At 72.0% G+C, this 26,081-nt stretch carries 20 protein-coding genes; 14 read left to right on the top strand and 6 right to left on the bottom strand.

Annotated features, from left to right (window positions below; all coding sequences use genetic code 11):
* Nucleotides 1–37 precede the first annotated feature (37 nt).
* A complete protein-coding gene (locus ACFP1Z_RS14625; RefSeq protein WP_390316668.1) occupies nt 38–601 on the bottom strand; it encodes a GNAT family N-acetyltransferase in 564 nt (187 codons plus the stop codon).
* Nucleotides 602–623: 22 nt separating this feature from the next.
* Entirely contained in the window at nt 624–1,919 is a 1,296-nt protein-coding gene (locus ACFP1Z_RS14620; RefSeq protein WP_390316667.1) for a hypothetical protein, read from the bottom strand.
* A gap of 479 nt (nt 1,920–2,398) precedes the next feature.
* On the opposite strand from ACFP1Z_RS14620, the gene ACFP1Z_RS14615 reads away from it, so the two are divergent.
* The 7 genes from ACFP1Z_RS14615 (at nt 2,399) to ACFP1Z_RS14585 (ending at nt 10,655) form a co-directional block, all read left to right on the top strand.
* On the top strand, nt 2,399–2,872 hold the full coding sequence (locus tag ACFP1Z_RS14615) for a DUF6415 family natural product biosynthesis protein (protein ID WP_390316666.1): 474 nt from the start codon (nt 2,399–2,401) through the stop codon (nt 2,870–2,872).
* Nucleotides 2,873–2,882: 10 nt separating this feature from the next.
* Entirely contained in the window at nt 2,883–4,142 is a 1,260-nt protein-coding gene (gene fxlM, locus ACFP1Z_RS14610; RefSeq protein ID WP_390316699.1) for a methyltransferase, FxLD system, read from the top strand.
* A 5-nt stretch (nt 4,143–4,147) separates the two neighbouring features.
* Nucleotides 4,148–4,318 carry an FxLD family lanthipeptide gene (locus ACFP1Z_RS14605; protein ID WP_390316665.1) on the top strand — a complete coding sequence of 57 codons (171 nt, stop codon included), beginning with the start codon at nt 4,148–4,150 and terminating at the stop codon, nt 4,316–4,318.
* Nucleotides 4,319–4,418: 100 nt separating this feature from the next.
* Nucleotides 4,419–7,550, top strand: a complete 3,132-nt coding sequence (locus ACFP1Z_RS14600; protein ID WP_390316664.1) for a lantibiotic dehydratase — start codon at nt 4,419–4,421, stop codon at nt 7,548–7,550.
* The gene (locus ACFP1Z_RS14595) at nt 7,547–8,773 is read left to right on the top strand and encodes a lanthionine synthetase C family protein (protein ID WP_390316662.1); all 1,227 of its coding nucleotides are present in this window, start codon (nt 7,547–7,549) and stop codon (nt 8,771–8,773) included. Before ACFP1Z_RS14600 ends, ACFP1Z_RS14595 begins: the two co-directional genes overlap by 4 nt.
* A 21-nt stretch (nt 8,774–8,794) precedes the next feature.
* The gene (locus ACFP1Z_RS14590; protein ID WP_390316660.1) at nt 8,795–9,772 is read left to right on the top strand and encodes a thiopeptide-type bacteriocin biosynthesis protein; all 978 of its coding nucleotides are present in this window, start codon (nt 8,795–8,797) and stop codon (nt 9,770–9,772) included.
* Nucleotides 9,756–10,655: a hypothetical protein gene (locus tag ACFP1Z_RS14585; RefSeq protein WP_390316659.1), complete on the top strand. Its 900-nt coding sequence runs from the start codon at nt 9,756–9,758 to the stop codon at nt 10,653–10,655. The genes ACFP1Z_RS14590 and ACFP1Z_RS14585 overlap by 17 nt, the downstream gene beginning before the upstream one ends.
* 118 nt (nt 10,656–10,773) lie before the next feature.
* Here the strand turns inward: ACFP1Z_RS14585 and ACFP1Z_RS14580 are convergent, their stop codons facing one another.
* A complete protein-coding gene (locus ACFP1Z_RS14580) occupies nt 10,774–12,033 on the bottom strand; it encodes an MFS transporter (protein ID WP_390316658.1) in 1,260 nt (419 codons plus the stop codon).
* Between the two features lie 412 nt (nt 12,034–12,445).
* Between ACFP1Z_RS14580 and ACFP1Z_RS14575 the strand changes: the two genes are divergently transcribed.
* The gene (locus ACFP1Z_RS14575) at nt 12,446–15,178 is read left to right on the top strand and encodes a M4 family metallopeptidase (RefSeq protein WP_390316657.1); all 2,733 of its coding nucleotides are present in this window, start codon (nt 12,446–12,448) and stop codon (nt 15,176–15,178) included.
* Between the two features lie 95 nt (nt 15,179–15,273).
* Here ACFP1Z_RS14575 and ACFP1Z_RS14570 read toward each other — a convergent pair whose 3' ends face one another.
* A complete protein-coding gene (locus tag ACFP1Z_RS14570) occupies nt 15,274–16,122 on the bottom strand; it encodes a lysozyme (RefSeq protein ID WP_390316656.1) in 849 nt (282 codons plus the stop codon).
* A gap of 302 nt (nt 16,123–16,424) precedes the next feature.
* On the opposite strand from ACFP1Z_RS14570, the gene ACFP1Z_RS14565 reads away from it, so the two are divergent.
* Nucleotides 16,425–16,922: a MarR family winged helix-turn-helix transcriptional regulator gene (locus tag ACFP1Z_RS14565; protein ID WP_390316655.1), complete on the top strand. Its 498-nt coding sequence runs from the start codon at nt 16,425–16,427 to the stop codon at nt 16,920–16,922.
* 39 nt (nt 16,923–16,961) lie between these two features.
* On the opposite strand, the gene ACFP1Z_RS14560 is transcribed toward ACFP1Z_RS14565, so the two are convergent.
* Complete coding sequence (locus ACFP1Z_RS14560; RefSeq protein WP_390316654.1) at nt 16,962–17,735, bottom strand: hypothetical protein; 774 nt, start codon at nt 17,733–17,735, stop codon at nt 16,962–16,964.
* Between the two features lie 307 nt (nt 17,736–18,042).
* On the opposite strand from ACFP1Z_RS14560, the gene ACFP1Z_RS14555 reads away from it, so the two are divergent.
* From ACFP1Z_RS14555 to ACFP1Z_RS14535, 5 genes are all read left to right on the top strand, one after another.
* Nucleotides 18,043–21,828, top strand: a complete 3,786-nt coding sequence (locus tag ACFP1Z_RS14555; RefSeq protein ID WP_390316653.1) for a sensor histidine kinase — start codon at nt 18,043–18,045, stop codon at nt 21,826–21,828.
* A gap of 5 nt (nt 21,829–21,833) precedes the next feature.
* On the top strand, nt 21,834–22,340 hold the full coding sequence (locus ACFP1Z_RS14550) for a roadblock/LC7 domain-containing protein (protein WP_390316698.1): 507 nt from the start codon (nt 21,834–21,836) through the stop codon (nt 22,338–22,340).
* A complete protein-coding gene (locus tag ACFP1Z_RS14545) occupies nt 22,337–22,786 on the top strand; it encodes a DUF742 domain-containing protein (protein WP_390316651.1) in 450 nt (149 codons plus the stop codon). Before ACFP1Z_RS14550 ends, ACFP1Z_RS14545 begins: the two co-directional genes overlap by 4 nt.
* 181 nt (nt 22,787–22,967) lie before the next feature.
* On the top strand, nt 22,968–23,573 hold the full coding sequence (locus ACFP1Z_RS14540; protein WP_390316697.1) for a GTP-binding protein: 606 nt from the start codon (nt 22,968–22,970) through the stop codon (nt 23,571–23,573).
* Between the two features lie 51 nt (nt 23,574–23,624).
* Complete coding sequence (locus ACFP1Z_RS14535; RefSeq protein WP_390316650.1) at nt 23,625–24,878, top strand: styrene monooxygenase/indole monooxygenase family protein; 1,254 nt, start codon at nt 23,625–23,627, stop codon at nt 24,876–24,878.
* A gap of 48 nt (nt 24,879–24,926) precedes the next feature.
* Here ACFP1Z_RS14535 and ACFP1Z_RS14530 read toward each other — a convergent pair whose 3' ends face one another.
* Complete coding sequence (locus tag ACFP1Z_RS14530) at nt 24,927–26,075, bottom strand: C40 family peptidase (protein WP_390316649.1); 1,149 nt, start codon at nt 26,073–26,075, stop codon at nt 24,927–24,929.
* Nucleotides 26,076–26,081: the final 6 nt, after the last annotated feature.

Below are 26,081 nucleotides of genomic sequence, written 5' to 3'. Positions count from 1 at the left end.
CCGTGTCGGCGCACGTACAGGCGAGCGGTCAGTCCCCTCAGGGCCGGAGAAGCATCGCGTCGTACACCGGGGACTCGGGAGCGTGCTTGATGCGGCCGACCACCTCGTAGCCCCAGCGCGGGTAGGCGGAGCGGGCGGGTTCGTTGTCGGCGATGCAGGTGAGGGTGGTCCAGGGCTCGGTGCGGCCGGTGACCATCTGGTCGTGCAGGGCCCGGCCGATTCCCTGGTTGGTGAGCTTGGGCAGGACCATGAGTTCGCGGAGCCAGAACACCTGGGCGGCCTCGGCTGCCTTCTTGGCGTCGGCGGGAAGTTGGCCAGCGAGGGAAACCCACCAGGCGCGGTCCGGGGAGAGGGTGACGCCGTGTACGTATCCGGCGAGGGTGCCGTCGGCGAGGTGCGCGGTGACCACCTCGAAGCCGTTCATGCCGAACGCGGCGGTGAGCCGGTCGGTGAAGGCGGCGACGGAGAAGAACGGGTCGCCGGTGTACGGGGGGACGCTGTAGACCTCGGCGTAGACATCGGTCAGCTCGGGAGAGATCTTCCGCGCGGCGTCGGGAATGTGCCGGGTGAAGGTGAGGTCGGGCAGGGTGCGGGCGGGCATAGGGTCCAGGATCCCTTTCTGGTCAGGCGATATGTGCTGTCAGTAGTTCGATGGTGTCGCGGGCCTGTGGGCTCTTGGCGTGTGGCTGGAGGCTGTCCCGGACGAGCGCGAGCTGGCGCCGGTTGCGGGTGGAGGACTGTCCGCCCTCGATGAGGCGTAGCGACTCCTTGGTGACGGCCGTGGTGCGGTCCAGGTCGTGGTCCTGGACAGCGGCGTGCGCGAGTCGGGCGAGGCACATACCTCGGTTACGGGAGTGCTCGACGTCCTGGAGCCCGGAGGACCGTTCCAGGAGCCGCACGGCTCGCTTGTGCTGCCCGAGATCGGAGCGGCACATGCCCTCCAGGCAGATCAGTTCGGCCTCGTTGAGGAAACGGGTCCACTCCGGGTCGCGGTCGGTGATTCCTTGGTCGAACGCGCGCCAGGCCCGTTTGATGGCGTGGGAGGTGTTCATCTCGTCGCCGAGCCGGGCGTAGCCCTGTGCTGTGCGGATGGCCAGTAATGCGGCCACACGCGGTGGGGCATCCCACTGGGCGGTGTGCCGTTCAGCGGTGCGCGCGAACCGGATGGCCTCACGGGGCTTGCCGAGATCGACGGACTGGCGGGCCATGTTCGACAGTGTCCTGGTGGCCAGCGGATGATCGTCGGAGATCATCGCGGTGTTGAGCGCTTCGGCGAAGTACACGCGGGCTTCGGTCTGTTGCTCGGCGTCGTAGCAGAACCAGCCGAGCGATGTGGTGAGTTGACCAGCGATGGTGTGCAGTTCCTGGCTGATGTCATCGTTGTAAACACCGTGGTCTATCACGTGGTGCACCCACATCAGCTGCATGCGGGCGGAGCGCCACAGCCGGTCGCCGCCGAACTGCTGGTCGATGGCATCAAGGTCGGTAGCGGTGGCGTGGAGCAGGTCGATCTCCTCACGCCCTACACGTAGGTCAGTGGCGGCACGGGCGGGGGACGGGCTGAGCCAGGGCAGGCCGATGACGGCGGCCCCGGTGGCAAGGGCTTCGCGGCGTTTCACGGGCGGGATCCTGTCCAAGGCCGGGGGCTGGATGTCAATCAGTGTCGCGGGGCCTGCGACGAATCCCAAGTGTTCCGGGCCGCGCCCGAACGCTGCCCGTAGGGCGGTCGCCTGGTCCGGCCTGGGCCAGCCCGGGTTCGCTGATTCCCAGCGCCGGTACGTACGGACGCTGACCTCGTAGCCGGAGTCCCGCAACACCGACTTACCCGCCTCGCTGACCCCCTGAGCTGCCGCTTCCTGGCTGAACCAGCCCTTGGCCACGCGGGCGGCGAACAGCATCTGATTGGCCGGAGTCCTCATCCGACTGCCCCCTGATCCGAATTCTTCGCTCACCGTATGCGGCAACGGCGGAGGGCGGTGTGTGGTGGTGGGAATCACGTGGGGGCTCCCCGGAGTGGGGCCGCTGAATGGCCGCTGAACGGCCGCTCGGCGTCCTGGAGCGGCGGCCGTCGCGGCGGTGGACTGTGGCGTGGCGCCGTCACCGGGGCCCGTTCCTCCATCCCGCGGTGGCTGAGCCCCCGTAACGCCGCTGCCCGCCATCACACGGGCGGTCTCGGCGGCGACTCCCACGAGAGCGTGCTTCGGAGACCTGAGATGACCAGTCAGCCGGAGAGTAGGCCCCTTCCCGTCCGCGTTCCCGGCGAGGGAACCAACCCGGGCCACCCTTCGGCCCGGCTCGTCGCCAGGGCCTCCCACGGTTGGGACGCCTTCCGGGACCATTGCGAGATCCCGAAGGGGTACGAGCCGACTCCGCCCCCGGAGACAGGACAGTGACCGCCATGCAACAGACGCCGACTGGCTACGACATGGCCGGCGACAGCGCGCTGGCGCTCGCGCTCGCCAGCGGCAGGCCGACCGGCGAGGCCGCCGACGCCCTGCGCCGACGCCTGCGCCAGTACATCGGTCTGCTCGCCGGTCCGGCAGAGAGGTACGCCAACGCCCTGGAGGACTCGCGGGCGAAAGACATCGCACAGAACACTGTCCGGCACGCCCGCGCCGTCGCACAGGACCCAGTGCATGACCCGGCAGCCTCGTTGCGTCTCCTCGCCAAGTCCGTCGACCTCCTGCTCCGGTATTCAGCCGAGTTCCGCCAACAGCGCGCCCCGGGGCCCGTGACCACCGTCATCCGGCACGGCGACTTCCCGGGCCGCCCGGACGTCGCGACCTGGACCGGCGTAAACACCCCGCCCTGCTTTCACGTAATTGGCGCAGAAGAACCACAAGGCCGGAAGGAGCCCCCTCGACGTGTCTAACCTCCCGCAGATGGACACCAACAACACCGCTACTGCCGACTCCCTGCGGTCGGCTCTCGTCGCCAAGCTGCGTCAGCAGAGCGCGATCCGCACCGACCGGGTGGCCGAGGCGTTCCTGGCCGTCCCCCGGCATGTGTTCGCCCCCGAGGTGCCGCTGGAGGAGGCATACGCCCTGAACATCGTGGTGACCAAGCGGAACGAACACGGCATCACCGTCAGCTCGGTCTCCGCGCCGCAGATTCAGGCAATGCAGCTTGAACAGGCTGAGCTGCGCCCTGGGATGCACGTGGCGGAGATCGGGTCCGGTGGCGTGAACGCCGCACTGATGGCGGAGTTGGTCGGCGGGCACGGCGAGGTCACGACCATCGACATCGACGCGGATGTCACCGACCGCGCAAGGAGGTTCCTGGCAGAGGCCGGGTACGGGCGCGTCAACGTGGTGACGGCGGACGGCGAGAAGGGGTGCGCCGAGCACGCCCTCTATGACCGGATCGTCGTCACGGTCGGGAGCTGGGACGTCCCGCCCGCTTGGGTGGACCAACTCGCCGACGGTGGGCGTCTTGTCGTTCCCTTGCGGATGCGGGGGCTGACCCGGTCGGTGGCCTTCGAGAAGGAGGACGACCACCTGGTCAGCCGGTCGGCGGAGATCTGCGGCTTCGTCACCATGCAGGGCGCCGGGGAACACCAGGAGCGTCTGCTGCTCCTTCACGGCAAGGAGATCGGCCTGCGGTTCGACGACGACTGGCCGGCGGACCCCGATCTGCTGAACGGTGCGCTGGAAACCGACCGGGCGGAATCCTGGACGGGCGTGACGATCGAGCCGGGAGAGCCGTTCGACACACTCCAGATGTGGCTGGCTACTGCCCTGGACGGGTTCTGCCTCCTCACGGTGGATTCGAAGCTTGACACCGGTCTGGTCGCTCCGCAGAACAAGATGGCCTGCCCGGCTGTGGTCGACGGCGGCAGCTTCGCCTACCTCGCCGTGCGGAAGACCGGCGACGAACCTGACCGGCCGACGTTCGAGTTCGGGGTCCACGCCTTCGGCCCGGACGCTCCCACTCTGGCCGGGACGATGGCGGACCAGATCCGTGCGTGGGACCGAGACCATCGGGGCGGCCCCGGTCCGCGCATCTGGGCCTTCCCCGTCGAGACCCCGGAGACCGGGTTGCCCGAGGGCCGGGTCGTCACCAAGCGGCACGTCCGCATCATCATCTCCTGGCCCCGCGAGGGCCAGGGCGCAATGCACCACCCGACGGAAGAGAAGGAGTGATTCGCATGGCTGAGAACATCACGGGCGCTCCCGCCGTGGCTGATGAATTCACGCTCGACGTGCGCGTGGTCGAGGCTGGCCTGCCGGTACGTGACCTGCTGCGGGACACCAGCGACAACTGCGGCTCCAGTTGCTCGGGCACCGCCTGCGTGTCGTTCGTCGGCGACCCGTCCTGACACGGGCGCCCCGCTGCTGGGCGTGCTGAGCGGATCACCCGCCCAGCACGCCCAGCACCAATTTCCGTTGCGGGACTTCGCAATCAAGGGAGGGGAAGCGATGGCGGGAGGAGCGGACCGGCTGTTGTACCGGGAAGCAGGGGTGCTCTTGGTACGTGCCACGACCTACCCGGGCGGCCGGGTCGCGTGCGAAGACGTGAAGCTGTCCGCTGACGCGGGTGTGGCCGTGGAGCAGGGATCCGCGTGGCTGGCGAAGGTCTGGCAGTGCAGCGCGTTCCGTTTGGCTGTAGAAGTTGCCAGCCCGGTGCTGTCCCGGCAGGTCCACGATGTACTGACCGGGGCACGGGTGGATGCTCGCCAGGTGCGCCGCATGGTGCGCTCGGTGGCGTCATATCTGCTGCGCTGGAGGGGCAGGGCCACTCCGTTCGGCCTGTTCGCAGGAGTCGGGGCGGCCAAGGTGGGCGATGAGCCGCTGGTTCGCTGGGGAGACAGCCACCGGGTGGTGCTCCGAGCGGACATGCAATGGCTCGACGGGGTCATCGGCCGTCTGGAACAGCACCGGGGTCTCCTGGAACGACTGTCAGTGGTTGCGAACAGCACCGCGTTCGTACGCGGTGACCGACTGGTTGTTCCCGGTCATGCGACTGAGGACGAACTGGAGGCGCTGGCGCCGCTGGAAGTGTCCGTGCGCTGCACCGGCCCGGTGCGCACCGCGATGGACGCGGCCGGCGAGCCCATACGGTTCGGGGATCTCGCCAAGGTGCTGGCTGTGGCTTACCCGGCCGCGCAGCCGGAGCAGATCACGACCTTGTTGGGTGAGCTCGTCTCCCAACATTTCTTGATCACTTCCCTTCGTGCCCCGATGGCCCGACCCGACGCCTTGGGGCACCTGCGCGAACAGCTTGGGATGGTCGACGCCGCCGAGGAACTGCCCGATCTCGCTGGACTGGTGCAGGAGCTGGGCGCCATTCACGACGAGCTCTTACGTCAAAACACCGGCCCGGACCCGGCACCCGTCCACGCGGCGGCCCGGCCCATGGTTGCCGATCGTATGAGGGCGGTGTGCGACGTCACGGAGCAACCGTTGATCACCGACCTGGGCCTGGACTGCGAGGTCCGGCTCCCGGAGACAGTCCTGGGCGAGGCGGAGGCCGCCGCGTCCACGCTTCTGCGGCTGACGCCTTACCCGTTCGGGTACCCGCGGTGGAAAGACTTCCATGTCCGGTTTCGGCAGCGGTATGGGCCGGGGGCTGTCGTGCCCGTCCAAGATCTGCTGGCCGACAGCGGGTTGGGGATGCCCGCCGGATACCTGGGTTCTCCGCTGGGCACTGACGCGCGGACGATGACGGCTCGTGACGATGTCCTTCTTGCCATGGTGCAGAAGGCCGTGATGGCCGGCGATGAAGAGATCGTTCTGACCGAAGGCATCATCCGCGAACTGGTGGTCGGTGACCCCGCCGAGACGCTGCTGCCGCCACGTGTCGAGCTGGCCTTCCAGCTTCACGCCACCTCGCCCGAAGCTGTGCGGCGAGGCGACTTCCGGCTCCAGGTCACCGGCGTGCCACGACCCGGCAGCAGCATGGCCGGGCGGTTCGCGGGCCTCCTTCCCGACGCCGACCGCAGGGCCCTGGCGCGCAGTTACGCCACCGCCAGCACGGGTGGCCGTGGCGCGATCGCGGCACAGCTGTCGTTCGCGCCACGTCGGCGACGCAGCGAGAACGTGGCGCGTACGCCACAGCTGCTGGAGCAGACGATCCCCCTGGCGGAGCACCGCGGCCCCCACCGCGATGTCATCGCCGTGCGCGACCTGGCAGTCAGTGCCGACTCCCGTGAGTTTCAACTGGTGCAGCTCTCGACCGGGCGACACCTGGAACCGCGTGTCCTGCACGCGTTGGAGGCCGGAACACTCACCCCACCGCTCGCCCGCTTCCTCGCCGAGGTCACCACCGCTCGGTGCGCCGTATACAAGGCGTTCGACTGGGGTGCCGCAGTCCGCCTGCCGTACCTGCCGCGCCTGCGGTCCGGCCGGACCGTACTGTCCCCGGCCCGGTGGATGCTGACCGCCGCCGATCTCCCCGTGCGCGCGGCATCAATGCCGGAATGGGAGGCATCCCTGGACACCTGGTGTCGACGGCTACGGGTTCCGCTGACGGTCATGTTGTGCGAGACCGATCTGCGGATGCGCCTGGATCTTCGCAACGCTCTGCACCGGGAGTTGCTGCGAGCCCGCCTCGCCCGTACCGATCACGTCGAACTGCGCGAAGCTCCTGCCCCTGACGACCTGGCCTTCGTGGGGCGTGCCCATGAATTTCTCCTGCCCCTGCACGTCGCCCACTCCCAGTCCGCCGCGCGACAGTCAGGGCCATCAGGACGGCCGCGCCCCGTCGAACGCGACGCCGGACACCTGCCGGGGCATTCCTCATGGCTGTATGCCCAGATCTACGGCCACCCCGTCCGCCAGGACGAGATCCTGACTGACCACCTACACCGACTCATTGAAGGCTTGTGCGACTTACCCCTCTGGTGGTTCCGGCGACACCGAGATGTAACCCGCCCCGACCGCGAACAACACCTCGACCTGTACCTGCGTCTCCCCTCACCTGACCAATACGGCCTCGCCGCCGGCGCTTTCCATGCCTGGGCAAACAACCTCCGCCGAGCCGGACTTGTCTCGCAGGTCACGCTCGCCACCCACCATCCCGAGACCGGACGATACGGCCACGGAAATGCCATGCGGGCAGCAGAGGCAGTCTTCGCCGCCGACTCCGCCGCCGCCCTGGCCCAGATCGCAATGGCGACGCGAACCGGGCTTCCCTCGGAGGCCATTACGGCCGCCAGCCTGGTCGGCACTGCTGTTGCCTATGCTTCAACGCCCGAGGACGGGCTGCGATGGATCACCGACTCCTTTTCACGGGAGCAGGGCAAGCTGGACCAGCACCTGCGGAAAACTGCGCTGCGGCTGACCGACCCGAGCAACGACTGGGCGCAGATACGGGCCCGGCCAGGCGGCGAACTCGTGGCACGAGCCTGGGAGCAGCGGCGCACCGCACTCGCTGCCTACCGGGAGCAGATAGCCCACCAGCGCGCCCCCGACCCAGTGTTGCGGTCCCTGCTCCACATGCACCACGTTCGCAGTATCGGCGTCAGCCCGGACCGGGAGCGCATCGTCCAGCGACTGGCCCGCGCGGCGGCCCTGCGCCAGATCGCCCACAGCCGGAAGGGGGAGCATTGACCGCGCAGGGCCCTACCCCGGCCGAGGCCGCGGATGACCTCGCTCGGCAACTGGCCGTACCTCGGCCGTATCCCACTGGCCAAGGCTGGCGCGCCCAGTCCCTCACCAAAGGCACGGCCGGATGTGCGCTGCTGCATATCGAGCGTGCCCACGTCGGTGCAGGAACTTGGCAGGACGTGCACACCTGGGTCACGGCGGCGGCCGACGGCGGCATCAGCGCGGCCGATGACAGCGGCTTGCACTTCGGCGCGCCTGCGCTGTCGTTCGTGCTCCACGCAGCCCAGGCAGACGGCGACCACCGCTACCGGACCGCTCTGGCCACACTGGACCGTCACGTCACCACGCTCACCCACCGCCGTGTCGACGCAGCCTTGGCCCGCATGGACCGGGGCGACCTCCCGGCGTTCGCCGAGTACGACGTCCTCCACGGCCTCACCGGGATCGGCGCGTACCTCCTCCACCACGCCCCCGGCAGCGATGCACTGGCCCGGGTGCTGGCATACCTGGTCCGCCTCACTGATCCCCTGCGCACCGACGGCGAGACGCTGCCCGGGTGGTGGGTCCACCACGACCCGAACGTCAAGAACTCGCCCGGCTTCCCGGGCGGACACGCAAACCTCGGTCTCGCTCACGGCATCACCGGGCCCCTCGCGCTCCTCGCCGCAGCAGCACGCCGGCACATCATCGTCGACGGGCACACCGAGGCAATCAACACCATCTGCGCCTGGCTCGACGTCTGGCAGCAGGACACCGGCACCGGAGCATGGTGGCCCCAGTGGATCACCCGAGACGACCTGGTCACCGGACAGCCGAGCCAGCGCCGCGCACACCGGCCGAGCTGGTGCTACGGCACCCCCGGCATCGCACGTGCGCAGCAGCTCGCCGCCATCGCCACCAACAACACGGCGCGCCAGAAGGACGCCGAGCGCGCCATGGCCGAGTGCCTGTCCGACCCGGCCCGACTCGGCAGCATCACGGACACCGGCCTCTGCCACGGATGGGCCGGCCTGTACCAGACCGCCTGGCGTACCGCTCAGGACGCGCTCACCCCCGCGATCGGCGTTCAACTCTCCTATCTTGCTGAGCAATTAACTTGCCGCGCCGGACAACACGAGGGCCTCGGTCTTCTCGAAGGTGCCGCCGGGGCCGCTCTCGCCCTGCACACCGCCGCCCGCGACAAACCCCCGGTATCCGGATGGGACGCCTTCCTGCTCCTCCACTGACCAGAGATGGGGAACACACCCATGGCAAGCAGCATCGTGGACAGCGTCCTGGCGGTTCTGAGCGGCGCCCCGCTCCGTCAGGCCGCCGTCCGGTCCGGCCTGGACCCCGCCGATCTCGCTGACGCCATCGAGCTGTTCCAGAACGCCGGGAGAGCAGCACTCAAAGCCCAGGAAGCTGATCGTGACTGGTACCAAGTCCGTATCGAGTTCGCCGACTGGCACACGGCGGAGCACGCTGCGGCGATCCTGCTCGGTCCCCAGCTCGAACGCGCCCAGAACACGGGGCCGTTCACCGGCTGGTGGTTCATCCGCAAACACCCCTGCTGGCGGCTGAGGTTCCGCCCCGGTCCCGGCGCCTCCCACGCCGACGTACGCAAAGCCATCGCGCCCCTCCTGGACAAGCTCACCACGGACGGCGTGACGCTCCACTGGTGGGAGACCGTCTACGAGCCCGAAACGCTCGCCTTCGGCGGCCCTCCCGGAATGGACGCCGCACACCGCCTGTTCCACGCCGACAGTGTCGGCATCCTCGATTTCCTCCGCCGGGAACCGGTAATCGGCCGCCGCGAACTATCGGTCTTGCTTTGCAGCGCCCTGTTCCACAGCGCCGGACAGGAATGGCACGAACAGGGGGACATCTGGCACCGCGTCGCCCGGATGCGGCCCACACCACGCGACACACCCACAGACCGGCTGCGGGACCTGACCGCCGGGCTGGCATGCCTCATGACCGTGGACGCGAGCCCGACGAGCGCGCTCCTCAACACCACCGGGGCCCTGGCGTTCGTTGCCCCCTGGGCCGCCGCCTTCAACGACGCAGGCCGTGAGCTTGGAGCCGGAGCGCACGACGGCACCCTCCTGCGGGGTGTCAGGGACGTCCTCGCGCATCACGTGATCTTCCACTGGAACCGCTTGGGCCTGAACGCCCGCACGCAAGCCATCCTCGCGCGGGCCGCGACCGACACTGTGATGGGGATCAGCGATGTGGCCCGAGCCTGAAGACCCGACGACGACGCGGCGGATGCGCGCCGCCCAGGACCGGGCCCAGACTGCGCTCGGCGTCCTGACCGACCCCGAACCATGCGAGGTGTGGGGCTGGCGCGGCCGGACCCTGAGCCAGCCCGTCACCTCGGCTGATGGACCCTCCTGGCTCCGTATCGCCTGCCTCCCGGTCGGCCAGACCGACCGCACCTTCTGGTGGGGCGGCTCCCTCGATGCGGAACGACACATCCCCGCTTCCGTGCCGCGCCCCCGTCTACGTGCCTGCTACGACTGGAACGATCAACTGCTGGCATATCGCGCCGAATTGTACGATCGCGAAACAACTCAACCGATCTCCGACTCGCCGACCGTGACGCAACCGCCTGCCCTGACGCCAAGCTGGTGGGCAGCGCTCCGGACCGCCCTGGACGAGATCGCCCAGGTCCCGACTCACCGCTCCACCGTTCACCAGCCCTTCCTCGAACGCGCCATGCCCCGGCTTCTCGGCGCTCCTGTCAGCACCTACGCGCAGTCCTGGTCCACCGCACACGGCGACTTCCATTGGGCCAACATCTGTGGCCCCACGCTCCGCATACTCGACTGGGAAGGCTGGGGGCTCGCCCCAACCGGCTACGACGCCGCCGTCCTCCACTGCCACAGCCTGGCCGTTCCCCCACTCGCCGCCCAAGTCCGCCACGAGCTTGCGCACATCTTGGACACCCCCGCAGGCCGGTTCGCCGAGCTGGCCGCCCTCACCCAACTCCTCCACAGCGTGGCCCAGGGCGAAAACCTCGCCCTCGCCGGACCGCTCCAGCGCCGAGCCGGGCAACTGCTCGGCCGTGGCGTTCCGGGTGAAGGCGATCACAAGGCGACAACTCGCCGATGGAGTGCCACTGGGTAGTCGAAACCATGCGGATGGTCAGAGCATCCTGAGTCCGAAACGCGGCGCTCCTGCAACTGAAGCCCCTCGGCCCCCGCCGTTTCCGCACCATGCGGCGGGGGCCGAGGCACGTCCGCCGTTACTCGGCGGTCATGGCGCGCCCCCGGGACGCTGCGGGCAGCGGCAAGGCGGCGTCGGGGCGCGACAACCGCGAAGCGACGACCAGTGCTGCGAGCGCCGAGCCCGCCACCATTGCCCCGCCTGCCACGAACGCGCCGCGCGGCGAGGCATCCACCAGGAACGGCAGCAGCAGCATCCCGGCCGTGCCACCGGCACGGATGACGGTCTGGTCCACGGACATCAGACACAGCCGCTCGTCGGGCGCGAACGCGCCGAGGTGCGCCCTGAGGGTAACGCTCGTCGCCGGGGTGACCAGGCCGGTCAGCAGGGCGAGCAACACCAGCGCCGGAAGGTTCAGCACCAGCCCCATGCACGCCGTCGCGAGACCCTGCACGGCCCACGCACCGCAGTAGACGCTCAGCCAGCCGCCCGAACGACGGTTACCGGCCAGCGGGTTGCCCAGCAGCGCCCCGACGCCCGCAGCCGCCGTCACCAGCCCGTAGACGGCCGCCCCGGCGCCGTACCGGGTGGCGAGCAGCGCGGGCATCCCCACCGCCGTGACAGCCGAGCAGAACAGTGCGACCCCGTGCAGTCCGACCGCCAGCCCGACACGGGGATGCGCTCGCAGCACCGGCCACGCACGGACCGCCGACCGCACTTCGCCGGGATGCCCGACCGCTTCCCCGCCGGCCGCCACCGCACACCGGCGTGCCAGCCACCCGAGCGCCACCGCCGACACCGCGAATGTCACGCCGTTCAGCGCGAACAACTGCACCTCGGAGAACGCCAGCAGCAGCAAACCGATACCGGCCGGACCCGCGATCCGGGCCATGCGGCCCGTGAGGTCGAACAGCCCCGTGACCTGCTGCACCCGCTCCGGCTCGACGAGATCGGGCACCAGGGCACCGAGGTTGGGGTCGAAGAGGGCCCCGAGGGTGCCGAGCAGCAACACCCCGACGAGCAGCAGCGCCACACCCCCCACGTCCGGTGACCACAGGAAGGGCAACGCGACCGCGACCAGCGCCCGGATCGCGTCGACCCACGCCAGGCGCCCGAACGACGAGAACCTTGCGACCACATGCCGCCCAACGGTGCCGAGCACCACATACGGCAGCGACTCGACGACCGCGACCAGCCCCATGAGCGAGGCCGAGCCGGTCGCGGCGTACACGACCCACATCACCGCGAGCGCGTACAACCGGTCCCCGAGCACCGACAGGCTCTGTGCGAGCCACAGCACGAGGACGGACCGCTGCCGAAGCAGCCGCAGGTAACTCACGGTGCCCTCCGAGCCGGGGTGTAGGGACGGGAAGCGCTCGCCCCGGTGGAACCGGCACCCACCCTAGGCCCAACTCGACGCACGAGCCGCGCCGTTCCCGGAGAGCTCACACGAACGCGCCACAGCGCATACAGAACCTGCGGCTCCCAACCCCGCACGCCCGGCCGAAAGTTGCCCCCCGCCACCCCCACCCCATTGCCCACCCGGAACCGCTACCGCTTGCATACCTCTGCCCAATGATTCCGGGAGAGCGGCGCAGTCACGGCTCCGACCAGGCACGTACGGAGGGGGAACCTTGCGCAAGACCGAGTCCAGAGCGCGTTCGGACAGACTGAGAGCAACCCACCACGCGGGACGCGGAATCGCGGGCGCGGCAGCGCTTCTCGGCGCTGCCGCGCTCGTCGTTTCCGCAGTGCCCGCGCACGCGGCGGCGGCACCCGCCGACGGCCCCGGCGACCTCGTCCCCGGCAAGGGCACCGCCACCCCCGCCCTCGTCGAGGGCATCAAGGAGGCGGCCCCGGCGGGCGGGAACGCCGCCGACGCCGCCCGTGGCCACCTCGCCGGCCACAAGGACCGCTACCGGATCGCCGATCCGCAGCGCGACCTGCGGCCCACGCGGACCACGGTCACCGACCGCACCGAGACCGTCCGCCTCCAGCAGAAGCACAAGGGCGTCGACGTCCTCGGCGGCGAGTACCTGGTCCGCATGGAGAAGCGGAACGACGGCAAGCGCGTCGTCACCGGCACCTCCGGGCGGTACTTCACCGGTCTCGACACCGACCTGAAAGCGGACGTCAGCGAGGATGTCGCCGTCGAGCGCGCCGTCATCGCGACGCTGCGCGACCTGGCCGGGCACCGGCTCGACTCGACGGACATCCCCGCGAAGAAGGGGATCAAGAACGAGTCGGCGCGCTCCCTGCAAGGGGTCTCGCGCGGGCTCGTCGTGCTGCCCAAGGGGGCGGGTGTCCTCACCCACCACGTCACCGTGCGGGGCAAGGACCCGCTCACCGGGCAGCCGGTCCTGCGTGAGGTGTACGTCGATGCCAAGGCCGGTTTCCCGGTGTTGCAGTACAGCGGGATCAAGACGTTCGGGGGGCCGCAGCAGACCGCCCGTACGGGCAGTGCGGAATCCGCGCGGGCAGTGGACACCGAGGCACCCCACCCCGGCGTCCCCGGCTCCGGCGTCAAGTACGACGGGACCACTGTCGAGCTCGGCGTGTACAAGGACACCGCCCGCAACGAGTACGTCATGACGGACTACTCCCGTATGTGGGGCAGCAGCAAGAACCTGATCTCCACCTGGGACGCGCGCGGCAAGGACATCGGCGAGGTCTCCGGCCGCTGGCCCGACGGCATCAAGGAGTTCGGTTCGCCGACGCCGCAGTTCGGGCCGGAGTTCACCGAGGCGGGCGCGGTCGACGCGCACTGGGCGGCGGGCAAGGTCTACGACTACTACAAGAAGGTCCACGGCCGCGACAGCCTCGACGGGCGCGGCATGGCCATCAACTCCCTGGTGGGCGCGACCCAGTTCGGCGGGCCGTACGTCAACGCCTTCTGGGACGGCTCCAAGATGGTCTACGGGCAGGGCGACAAGGAGTACCGGACCCTGTCCGCCGACCTCGACGTCGTCGGGCACGAGATGACCCACGGGGTGGTCGAGAACAGCGCCAATCTCGTCTACGCAGGTCAGTCCGGCGCGCTCAACGAGGCACTCGCCGACTACTTCGGCCGTGCCATCGCCCTGGACGCCGCCGGCAAGTCCATGGACGACCCGGAAGCGGGGCTGCTGGGCGCGCACCTGTGCCGTACGAAGGGTCCGCGCGAGTGCGCGTTCCGCGACCTGAACGACGGGCACACCACGGCGAAGAACTTCCTCGGCGTGACCTTCGGCTCGGACAACGGCGGGGTGCACCTCAACTCGACGATCTTCTCGGGCGCGTTGTGGGACATCCGCAAGGACCTGGGCCGCAGCCTCGCCGACCGCGTCGCGTACAAGGCGCTGACCGAGTACATGACGCCACTGGACGGCTTCACCGAGGGCCGTGACGCGGTCATCGCCGCCGCGAAGGCGCTCGGCGTCTCCGGGAGCGAACTGCGCTCCGTGACCCGCGCGTTCAACGCGCACGGCATCGTGCCGAACTGGGAGCTCGCGCTCGGCGTCGACAGCGATCCGCTGCTGGACCGGCTCAACACCGCCGGTACGGGCGCGGGCGCGGGCGGCGGCTGGTGGGCCACGGCCAGGTCGAACGACGACGGCTCCGAGGCGTACTCGGTCTGGGCCGGACGTACCGACGGCACGGGCGCGCCGAAGCCGATCAGCCCCAACGACGGCCGCTTCCACGTCTATCCGGCGACCGACGGGAAGACGGTCGTCTGGGCCGCGTACGGGCCGACGAGCGTGGACATCCTGCAGCGGCCCCTCACCGGCGGACTGGCGAAGAAGCTGTACAGCACCGAGGGCGGGGTGAGTGGACTGCGGGTGGAGGGCGACACCGTCGTCTTCGAGACGACGGACCCCTACGGCAGCCGGCACGTCGGCTATCTGCGCAAGGGCGACAAGGAGCCCACGTGGGTCGACGGCGGCCGCTACGAGCAGGCGACCGCGCTGCCGTCGATCAGCGGCGGCCGTATCGCGTACGCCAAGCTGTACCCGGAGGGCGGCACGACCCGCTTCGGTACCGAGGTACTGGATCTGAGGACCGGTGCACGGACACTCGCCGCCCAGCTCGGCACCCCGCAGGGCATCGGGCAGACCGGCATCAACGGCACCCACGTCTTCTGGCTCGTGGACGAGGGGACGAACGCGGGCCACGCGGCGGTGCGGCGCGCGGACCTCGACGGGTCGCACCCGGTCGACCTCGGCGCGCAGACCGGTCCGGACGCGCTGCACGCCTACGACCTGACCGCCTCCGAGAGCGCGGTGACGGTCACGGCGCTGGTGCCGGACACCGCGTACCGCAACGAGACCCTGCCCAAGCTGTGGCAGTTCGCGGCGGACGGCTCGGGCCGGGCGCGTGTCTCCTGCAACCGCGGTGAGCAGTCGTCGGCCGCGGCGGCCGGCGGCAGGCAGGTCGTGTGGATCGACGGCACCACCGGACACACGGATCTCGTGACCCGGACGCGGCCCGCGGGCAACTGCGGCTGAACAAGCGGCTGGTGAGCTGGCTGAACGAACGGCTGGTGAACCGCGGCGGGTCCCCGGCGCCGATGTACCGGGGACCCGCTCGTGTGCGCGGGCGCTCAGCCGTTGGCGAGTGCCTGCAGCCTGCTGTACGCGCCGTTGAAACGGTTGTGGTCACCGACCGTCGGGCCGGTGTCGGTGTACTGCCAGAACGTGTGGAACCCCCAGCCCGCCGGCAGCGCGCCGGGCGAGGAGCCGTAGCGCGGCACCCACAGCGGGTTGGCGTCACCGAAGCCGTCGTGGTTGCCGGTGCACTTCTTCCACCAGGTGGTGGAGGTGTAGATGACGGCGTCGCGCCCCGTCCGGGCCTGGTACTCGGCGAAGAAGTCCGCGATCCAGTTGACGAGCGCGCTCGCGCTCATGCCGTAACAGGTGGACCCGTAGGGGTTGTACTCCATGTCCAGCGTGCCCGGCAGCGTCCTGCCGTCGCCGGACCAGCCGCCGCCGTGGTCGACGAAGTAGTCGGCCTGGGCGCTGCCGCTGGAACGGTTCGGCAGGGCGAAGTGGTACGAGCCGCGGATCATCCCGGCCTTGTAGGAGCCGTTGTACTGCTGGGCGAAGTAGGGGTTGGTGTAGCCCGTGCCCTCGGTGGCCTTGACATAGGCGAACCGCGCGCCGCGGTTCCACAGCGTCGACCAGGGAACGTTCCCGTTGTGGCTGCTGACGTCCACCCCCTCGACGGAGGCCAGCGGCGCGGGCGGCGGTGTCCCCGGGCCCGGCCCCTGGGGCTCGTGCGCGCGGATCGTCGAACCCATCCAGTCGCGTTCGGGGTGGCCGGGACGGTGCGGGTCGGCCGCGTGCGCGGCACCCGCGAGGGCCACGAGCGCGGCGAGGGGCGCGAGGAGGAGGGTGAGGACGGCCAGTAAGGAAGTGAGGCGGGGGTGGTGGGGGGTGGCGAAGCGGCGCATGCGTTCCTCCGCGGGGCCGTGGATCGTGGGGGTGGGGGAGGGGATCCGGGCCGGGGGGACCGGGGGATCGCTGAGGGAATGCCCTGATGTGGCCATGTCATAAACGCGCCGGGGGCGCGGCGTTGTCCGAAAGCCCGCCGGAAGCCGGGCCCGGGCGCGCGCCCGGCTCTGTCCGGTACTGGCCGGGTGCGGGTCAGCTTTCGGTCCAATCCTGCGAAATACTGGCAGGAGCCGCGGTGACGGGGCGCGGCCCGCAGTGAGAGCGAAGTGTTAGTAGCCGGACATCCGGAAGAGGGTCTTCAGTGCAGCAGACGACGACGCCGCAGCCCGGGGAGGGCGGGCCGGACGACGGGCGCGCCAGGGGAGTGGACCAGGCCTACCTCTGCCTGGAGCGCGAACTGTCCGTCTTCCTGCGCCGGGCCCGCGCCCAGTCCGGCGAGATGGCCCGCGCCGTCCACCCCGACCTGGAGCCGGCCGCGTACGGCCTGCTCGTACGCCTGGAGGACGCCGGCCCGCAGCGGGCCACCGACCTCGCCGCGTACTTCGGCGTCGGCAAGGCCACGATGAGCCGTCAGCTGCGCGCCCTGGAGGAACTCGGCCTGCTCACCCGCACCCCCGACCCGGCCGACGGCCGCGCCTCCCAGGTCAGCATCACCGACGAGGGGCGCGCGCGCTTCACGCGGGTGCGGGATGCTCGGCGGGAGCGGTATGCGTGCCGCCTTGCCGGGTGGGATCGCATGGAGATCGCGGAACTGGCGCGTCTGCTGCGGCAGCTGAACGAGAGCACGGAGGAGGCCTGAGGGGGCCCTTGAGGACCGGGGCCCGGGGCGGAGCCCCGGTCACAGCTCCGCGTACACCGCCGCCGCATCATCGAACGGCTTGCCCCGCCGGAACCGTCGTCCCTCCGGGTCCGCCGACTCCGCCGCGCGGACGCGGTCGATGAGGGACTGCGGGCCCTCCTTCGACAGAAGGGACACGCACGCCGGCCAGTCCCCTTCGCGGAAGACCTCCACCCAGCGGGCCGCGCCGTCGCTGAGGGCGGCCAGTGCGCGGACGCCCGTACGGGGTGTGGCCCCGACGACCGCGCGGTCGGCGACCGAGGGGTCCGCGGCCGCCGTGAAGAAGCCGCCCTCCGCGTTGCGCTGATCGTCGGTGACCGGACCGCGTGCCGCGAGGCGGGCGATGCGGTCGTCCAGGACGGGCGTGACCGCCCCGTCGGGCGTCTCGATCAGCAGGACCGAGTCGGAGAGCACCAGGTGCTCCACCCGCTCGTCGTCCCAGCGCGCGAGCACCACCGTGGCCTGCGGAGTGCGCCGGTGCCGCAGGTCGCACGTGTCCCGGTGTGCCTCGGCGGTCCGCGCGACCGCCTCCGCCAGGCACTGCCGCAAGGTCATCTCCGGCGCGGAGACGGACAGTTCGAGCAGCGCACCGCCCAGCCGTGCCGTGAACCACGGCACCCCGTGCGTACAGCCCGTCGTGCCGGAGGGCGGAGGTGTCACTCCGTCCAGCAGGACCAGCGCGCCGCCCCGCCCCGACGCCGGCAGCGCCACGGAGGTGAAGTCCTCGTTCGGGTGGCGCGGGTCCCCCGCCAGGGTGGCAAGTTCGATACGCATGTGGCCAGTGTGCCTGACACCGGAAATCTCCGGAGACGGGTGCGCATCCTGCGGGCGGCCCGCGGCGTTCTCAAGGCGACGTGCTGACCTGGCCCATGTGCGCGGAGTGACACAAGTCGAAGGTCAACTTCCGCTTGATCTTCACTCCTTCGAGCGAGTCAGGCGGTCGAAGGGCACCCGCCCTTCGGAGGTGCTGAAAGGGTCAAATCAGTACCAGGGGTGGGACGAGAGAAGATTGTGAGCACCGGTGCGGAAGAAGCGGCTTCGGGGCGGGGAGCGAGAACGGCCGTCCACGGCGGTGCCGGCAGTGCCGGAGCGCACCGTCCGCGTGCGCAAGCGGCTGACCGCGTCCGTCGCGGCCATGGCCCTGACCGTGCTCGGCGCGAGCGCCTTCGGCGTGCTCGACGCCCTGCGCGGCCTCGACGACGCGGACCGCGCCGCGGGCTCCGCCCGGGCCGCGGTCGCGGCCGTCGCCCTCGCGCACGCGCTGGAGGACGAGCGCGACGCGATGACCCCGTTCGTCGCGGGCGGCCGCGCGGAGGACCGCGCCCCGGCCGCCTCCGCAGCCCAACGCGCCCGCGTGGACCGGCAGATCACCGAGTTCCGGCGTGCCGCCGCGCCGTCCGCTTCGGGGAGTTCCGCGGGTTCCGCGGGTTCCGCGAGCCGGTTCGGTGACGCGCTCAAGGCCCTCGACGCGCTGCCCGCCACCCGGCGGCAGGCCCTCGGCGCCGGCGGCGCCGACGCCATCGCCGTCCTCACCGCCTACACCGGCACCCTCCAGACCCTGCGGAATGCCGCCGGAGCGCTCGCCCCCGCGCCGTCCGTGCCGATCGTGCCGCCCGTCCCGGGCGCCGGCGCCGGCCCCGGCATCGGGGCGGCCGCGGCCCTGCCGCCGCTCGGCCGCGCCGTCGAGGAGGCCTCCGCCACCCGCGCCCTGCTCCTCGCCGCCCTCGCCGCGCACGGCACCCAGCCCCCGCTGACCGCCGCCGCCCAGCGCGCCGTGGCCGGCGAGCAGGCCGCCCTCGCCGACTTCGGCCGGCTCGCCCCCGCCGGCCCCCGCGACACCTACGCCCGTACCGTGCGCGGCGGCGACGTCACCACCGCCGAAGGACAGATCGCCCGCCTCACCGGACCGCAGGCCGGCACCGCCGACCTGGAACAGCCCGCCCAGCCCGTCCACACCGCGCTCACCGCCCGCCTCGACCGGATGCGCACCGTCGAGACCGGCCTCACCGACACGGCCGCCGGGAGCCTCGACCGGCAGCGCGGCGCCGCCCTGACCGCGCTCGCGATCCGTGCCGGCGCCGCCGCGCTGTGCCTGCTGCTCGCCGTGCTCCTCGGAGTGCGCAGCGCCCGTTCCATGACCCGGCCGCTCGGCGCGCTCCGGCTCGGCGCCCGCCGCGTGTGCGCGGACCCGGCCGGCGCGCAGCCCGTCCCCCTCGGCGACCGCGGCTTCCGGGGCTGCGACGACGAGTTCGCCGAGACCGCCCGCTGCGTCAACATCCTGCGACAGGCGGCCGTACGGGACCGGGAGCGCATCGCCGTCCTCGAAGCCGAGCGCAACCGGCTCGCCGCCTCCGGCCAGGAGATCGCCGAGGAACGCGACGCCCTGCGCGAGCGGCACGAAGCGCTCCTGCGGGAGACGGAGGAGCGCCTCAGCAGCCACCCCTCCCGGCTGTCCGCCACCGGACACCCGCAGGAGACCCCCGAGGAGCCCGCGCACGGCCTGTGCGTCGGCCTGTCCCGGCGCACCCTCGGCCTCGTCGACCGCCAACTCGCCCTCATCGAGGGCCTGGAGGCCCACGAGGCCGACCCCGAACGCCTGGAGAACCTCTTCCGGCTCGACCACTTCGCCACCCGCATGCGCCGCAACAGCGAGAACCTCCTCGTCCTCGCGGGCGCCGGCCACGGCCCCGGACACCCCGGGCCCGTCGCGCTCCTCGACGTGCTGCGGGCCTCGGCCGGCGAGATCGAGCAGTATCCGAGAGTGCGCATCCAGTCGCTGCCGCAGCACGCGCGCATCCAGGGGCACGCCTCCGAGGACGTCAGCCACCTCATCGCCGAACTGCTGGAGAACGCCACCGCGTTCTCGCCCGCCGACGCGCAGGTGCAGGTCTCCGGCTGGCTCCTGGAAGGCGGCGAGATCATGCTCTCCGTCCAGGACGAGGGCATCGGCGTCGCCCCCGACAGACTCGCCGAGCTCAACTCCCTGCTCGCCGACGCGGGAACGGACGGCCGACCCCTGCCCCTGTTCCTGCCCGCGCAGGCCACGGGGGAGGACGGGGCACGCGGCCGGCCGGGCGCCTTCGGCTCCGGGCCCGCCGCGGGTACGGGTACGGGCGCGGGGCGCCCCGCGGCCGGCCTCGGCCTCCACGTGGTCGCCCGGCTCGCCGCCCGGCACGGCATCCACGTCGAACTGCGCGAGCAGCCCGCCGGCGGCATCACGGCCGTCGTCATCCTCCCCGACACCCTCCACGTCGCGGGCCCGCCCGTGGTCACGGGCCTCGGCGACACCCCACCCGTCCCCGGCGCCGCCGTCCGCCCCCTCCACCTCCCCGGCTCCCTCGCCGAGTCCGACTCCTACGCACCGCGAGGGCGTTCACGCCGCGGCTCCGGAACGCATGCGGGGGCGCCTGGCGGCGCTGGGGCGTCATCCCCGGGGTTCGGCGGCGGCTGGGCGTCCGGGGCGCCCGACGGCCTGACCGGCGGCGGTACGGGCCCCACGGGCCCGCCTGGTTCGCTCGGACACCCCGATGCCCCGGGAAACGGTACGGGTGAGCCGGGAGCCATCGGCCCTGCCGGCGGTTCCGGTAACGGTGCTGCTGGGACTCCGGGTTCGTCCGGATACTCCGGCGCCTCTGGCGGCGGCGGGGGTTCTGCCGGCTCTGGCGGTTCCGGTAACGGTCGCGCTGGGGCTTCGGGTTCGCCCGGATACCCGGGTGCTTCCGGCGGCACCGGAGGTTCGGCCGGAGCTGGTGGCTTGCTCGGTGCTTCGGGCGGCGCGGGCGGCACCGGCCCTACCGGGACTCCGGGTTCGTCCGAGTATTCCGGTGCCTCCGGCCTCGCCGGGAATTCTGCCGGGACGCCCGGCCTGCCCGGCGCCCCCGATGGTTCCGGCGACGGCCCTGGGACCTTGGGGTCGCCTGGGTATCCCGGTGCGCCGGGAAGCAACGGCCCCACCGGCAGATTTCCCGGCGCCCCCACCCGCACCGGGAGTTCCGCCGGGACCCGCGGCACGCCTGGCGATCCGGGCAACATCCCTGCTGGGGCTCCGGGTTCGTCCGGATACCCCGGTGCTTCCGGCGGCGCCGGAGGTTCGGCCGGAGCCGGTGGCGTGCTCGGTGCTTCGGGCGGCCCAGGCGGTAACGGCCCTACTGGGCCCCCGGGTTCCCCCGGATATCCCGGCACTACCGGCGGCGCCGGAGGTTCCGCCGGAGCCGGTGGCCTGCCCGGTGCCTCGGGCGGTAACGGCCCGACCGCGACCCCGGGTTCCCCCGGATATCCCGGCGCCCCCGGCGCCATCGGCACCCCCGGCCGTACCGGAAAGCCGCAGCCGCCCCGCTTCCGGCCCGTCGGGCTGCCCGGTGTTGCCGGGACCTCGCCGACGGAGTGGTCCGTCGACACGACGATGCGGCTCGGCATCTTCCCCGGCACAGGCACAGGCACCGGCACCGGGCAGAGCCCCTCCGCGCCGCCGTTCCAGCCCATCGATCCCGTCCGGCCCGGCCGTGTCCGGCCTCCCTGGGCGGGGGAGCCCTCCGGGGCGTCGCCCAAAGGACGCCACGCCCGCCCGCAGACGTCCGCCTCCCCCGGGGCGCAGCCCCCCGGCTGGGAGCGCGTCGATCTCACCGGGCAGGGCCTGCCCCGGCGCATCCCGCAGCCCGTCCCCCCGCGCCCGGAGCCGGCCCGGCCGCGTCAGGGTGTCGACGCGCAGGCCCTGCGGGACAAGCTCGCCGGATTCCAGCAGGGCGCACGTGACGGACGGCGTGCCGCCGAGGCCGAGTGGGCGGCAGGCACCACAGACCGGAACCCATCCCGGAACCAAGCGGGGTCGCCGGCCGACGGCGGCACTGTCGAGGAGGCACGCGGTTGACTGCAATGTCCCGGGGGGCCACCCCCGTCACCCCTGTCGGCCCCGCCGCGTTCGGGCTGAGCGACGAAGCCCGCAATCTGCGCTGGCTGTTGACCGATCTGGTCGAGGAGGTCCCCGGAGTGCGCTCGGTCGCCGTCGTCTCCTCCGACGGACTGCTGCTGCTGTCCTCCGAGCCGGAGCACCCCGCCCCCGACGGCACCGGCCGGCCCCCGGGCCCGCGCGGCTCGACCGCCGATCTCGCCACCATCGTCGCCGGCCTGGGCAGCCTCACCACGGGCGCCGCGGCCCTCATGGACGGCGGATTCGTCAAACAGACGATGGTCGCGATGGACGGGGGCAGCCTGTTCGTCATGACCATCAGCGACGGCTCCCTGCTCGGCGTCCACGCCGACCCGGCCTGCGACATGAGCGTCGTCGCCTACCACATGGCCCTCTTCGTCGGCCGCGCCGGCCACGTCCTGACCCCCGAACTCCGCAGGGAGCTGCGCCAGTCGGTGGAGGCCGCCGAATGACCTTCCACCCGGGCGCGGTCGCCGCCCACCGCCGCAGGCCCGCGCGCGTACGCCCGTACTCCCTCACCGGTCCCTGCGCGGGCCCCGGCCCCCGCCGCTGCACGGTGCTGCTCCTGGAGACCTTCGTCGCCGCCCTCGACGACCCCCGCGCCACGGCCCCGCCGCGCGCGCGGGGCGCCCTCGGCGGACCGCAGCCGCCCGCCGGGCCCGCCGCGGCGGCCGCCCGGCTGCTGCCGGAGGGCCGGGCCATCGTCGAACTGTGCCGTCGGCTGCGCTCCGTCGCGGAGATCGCCGCACTGCTGAAGATGCCCCTGGGCGTCGTGCGCGTCCTGCTTCTCGAACTCGCCGACCAGGGCCGTATCCGCCTCTTCGACAGCGGACACGCCCCCGGCCGGCCCGACCGCGTGACCTTGGAAAGGGTGCGGGGTGGACTCCACAGGCTCTGAACCGACCACACTGAAAGGCCCGTCGGGCCCGTCGGCCCCCGAGCCGCCCCGGACGAAGGGGACGGACCCCCTGGAGCGGGCCGCCGCCCGTACCACCGGCCGCAAGCAGAAACGCCCCGAGCGGCGCGGCAGCGGCCGCCGGCCCGCCCCGGGCGAGCGCAGCACCGCGCCCACCGACCGGATGCCCCCGCCCCCGGCCGTCGACGGCGAGGTGCGCGGCTGGCAGACCGACCGCTCCCGCGCCCCCCACGCCACGAAGATCGTCGTGGCGGGCGGTTTCGGCGTCGGCAAGACCACCTTCGTGGGCTCCGTCTCGGAGATCACCCCGCTGCGCACCGAGGCGGTCATGACCGTCGCCGGCGAGAGCGTCGACGACGCCACCGCCATCCCGGAGAAGGAGACCACCACGGTCGCCATGGACTTCGGGCGCATCACCCTCGAATCCGACCTGGTGCTCTACCTGTTCGGCACCCCGGGTCAGAAACGATTCTGGTTCATGTGGGACGACCTGGTGCGCGGCGCGATCGGCGCGGTCGTCCTCGTCGACACCCGCCGCCTCGCCGACGGCTTCCCCGCCCTCGACTACTTCGAGAGCTCCGGCCTGCCGTACGTCGTCGCCGTCAACCGCTTCGAGGGCACCCGCGGTTACGCGACGGAGGACGTGCGCGAGGCCCTGTGTGTCGCCGCCCACGTGCCCGTGCTGACCATGGACGCCCGGGAACGGGTCTCCGTCGTCGACACCCTGCTCGCCCTTGTCGGCCGGGCCCTGGACGACACCCCCGTGTAGCGGCCCGAACCCCTGGGCCGTACCCCCGAGAAGGACACGAAGAGCACTCCCATGCGACGCATCCTCATCGTCGGAGCCGGCCAGTCCGGGCTCCTGCTCGCCCTCGGACTGCAGACCCGGGGCTACGACGTGACGCTGATGTCCCACCGCACCGCCGACGAGATACGCGGGGGCCGCGTCATGTCCGCCCCGTGCGCCTTCCGCACCGCCCTGGCCCACGAGCGCGCCCTCGGCCTCGACTTCTGGTCCGGCCACGCCCCCGGCATCGAGGGCCTCGGGATCTGCGTGGCCGGTCCCGGCGCCGGCGGAGCGGCGCCCGCCGCGCACTGGGTGGGCCGGCTCGCCGGCCGCGCCCGGTCCGTCGACCAGCGGGTGCAGACCGCCGGCTGGCTGGACACCTTCACCGAACGCGGCGGCCGGCTCGTCATCCACGGCGCCACCGTCTCCGACCTGGACTTCTTCGCGAGCCGCTACGACCTCGTCATCGTCGCCACCGGCCGGGGCGAGCTCGCCTCCCTCTTCGAACGCGACCCCGCCCGCTCCCCGTACGCCGCCCCGCAGCGCGCTCTGGCCGTCTCCTACGTGCACGGGCTCGGCCCCGGCCACAGCCATCCCGGGCTGGAGACCGTCCACTGCACGCTCGTCCCCGGCGCCGGAGAGCTCCTGGTCATCCCGACCCTGACGGCCTCCGGGCCCGCCGACATCCTCTTCTGGGAAGGCATACCCGGCGGCCCCCTCGACGTCTTCCAGGACCCCCGCACCCCCGCCGAGCACCTCGCGCGCACCCTGGAGCTGCTGGAGCGCTACGCGCCCTGGGTGTACGCGCGCGCCACCCACGTCGAGCTCACCGACGCGGGCGCCACGCTCACCGGCCGCGCCACCCCCGTCGTCCGCAGACCCGTGGGCCGGCTGCCGTCGGGCGGCATCGTCCTCGGCGCCGCCGACGTCGTCGTCACCGACGACCCGGTCACCGGACAGACCGCCAACTCGGCCGCCAAATGCGCCGCCGCCTACCTCGCGGCGATAGTGGAACGGGCCGAGCGGCCCTTCGACGCCCGCTGGATGCGCTCCCTCTTCGAGCACCACTGGGAGGCCCGCGCCCGGCACGTCACCGAGTGGACCAACACCATGCTCGCGCCGCTGCGTCCGCACGTCCTGGGCCTGATGACGGCCGCCGCCGACCACCAGAGCGTGGCCGACCGCATCGCCAACGGCTACGACGACCCCTCGGACTTCGGGGACTGGTTCTACGACCCCCGGCGGGCCGCCGCCTACGTCTCCCGGGTCGCGGCGGGCCGCGCCTGAGCCGGGACGGGCGTCACCGGTACGCGACGGACCGCCCCGGCCCCGTACTCACCGGCCGGGCGCGCTCGCCGAGCCGTACCCGGCGTCCGAACCGGACCGGGCCCCCTCCGGCAGCCGCGGCGGCACATAGCCGGACAGCGCGGGCCGGCCCGCGTCCGGCCGTACCGCACCCAGCAGCGGGTTCGAGGCGATCGGCGAGACCTTCACGTACGCGCCCGGGCGCGGCGCCTGGATCACCAGGCCGTCCCCGATGTACAGCGCGACGTGCGTGGCCCCCTCGAAATAGATCACCAGGTCGCCGGGGCGCAGCTCGTCCAGGCCGACCTTCGGCAGCGACTGCCACTGCTCCTGGCTGGTGCGCGGAATGGCGGCGCCCGCGCGCGCCCACGCCTGCGAGGTCAGCCCCGAGCAGTCGAAGGAGTCCGGGCCCGCCGCCCCCCACACGTACGGCTTGCCGAGCTGCTGGTAGGCGAACTCGACGGCCTTGCTGCCGATCGAGGACGGGGCCTTCGCGCCGCTCAGCCGCCCCGAGGCGAGGAGCTTGTCCTGGGCCTGGCCGACGTCCTTGGCCTCCTGCCGCTGCAACTCGGCGAGCTGCCGCTCGTTCAGCGAGGCCAGCATCTTCTCGACCTGGTCCAGGCTCTTGACGACGGTGTCGCGCTCCTGCTTCTGCCGCGCGGCGAGGGCCTGCTGTTCGTTGAGGGCGTCGCGGGCCTGGGCGGCGAGCGCGGAGGCCTTCTTCTCGTTGTCCTCCAGCCGCTTGACCGTCGCGGCCTGCTGGCCGGCGGCCCGCGAGATCTGGTGGCCCTGGTCGAGGGCCTGCTGCGGGTTGTCGCTGAGCATGACGCCCAGGTACGGGGAGAGCGCGGCGCCCGAGCCCCCCTGGTACTGCTCGCGGGCGAGCTGCCCGATGGCCTTGCGGGCGTCGGCGAGGGCGATCCGGGTCGTCGCGAGGTCGTCGCCGAGCTTGCCGGCCTTCTCGCGCTGCTGCTTGAGTCTCTCGTCGGTCGCGTTGTATCTCTCGGTGGCCTCCTCGGCCTTCCGGTAGAGCGTCTGCAGCTGCGAGAGCAGGGCACTGACGGACTGGTCGGGCGGGTCGGCCGGCGCGGCCCCCGCCTGCGGCGCGGGCAGTACGAGCGACACGGCGCCGGCTATCAGCGCCGCCGTGCATATCTGGCGCACGAACCGTCCTGACACGGGCTC

This window comes from Streptomyces gamaensis (genome assembly GCF_042656465.1).
GTDB lineage: Bacteria > Actinomycetota > Actinomycetes > Streptomycetales > Streptomycetaceae > Streptomyces > Streptomyces gamaensis.
This window is presented reverse-complemented; position numbering and strand designations above follow the sequence as displayed.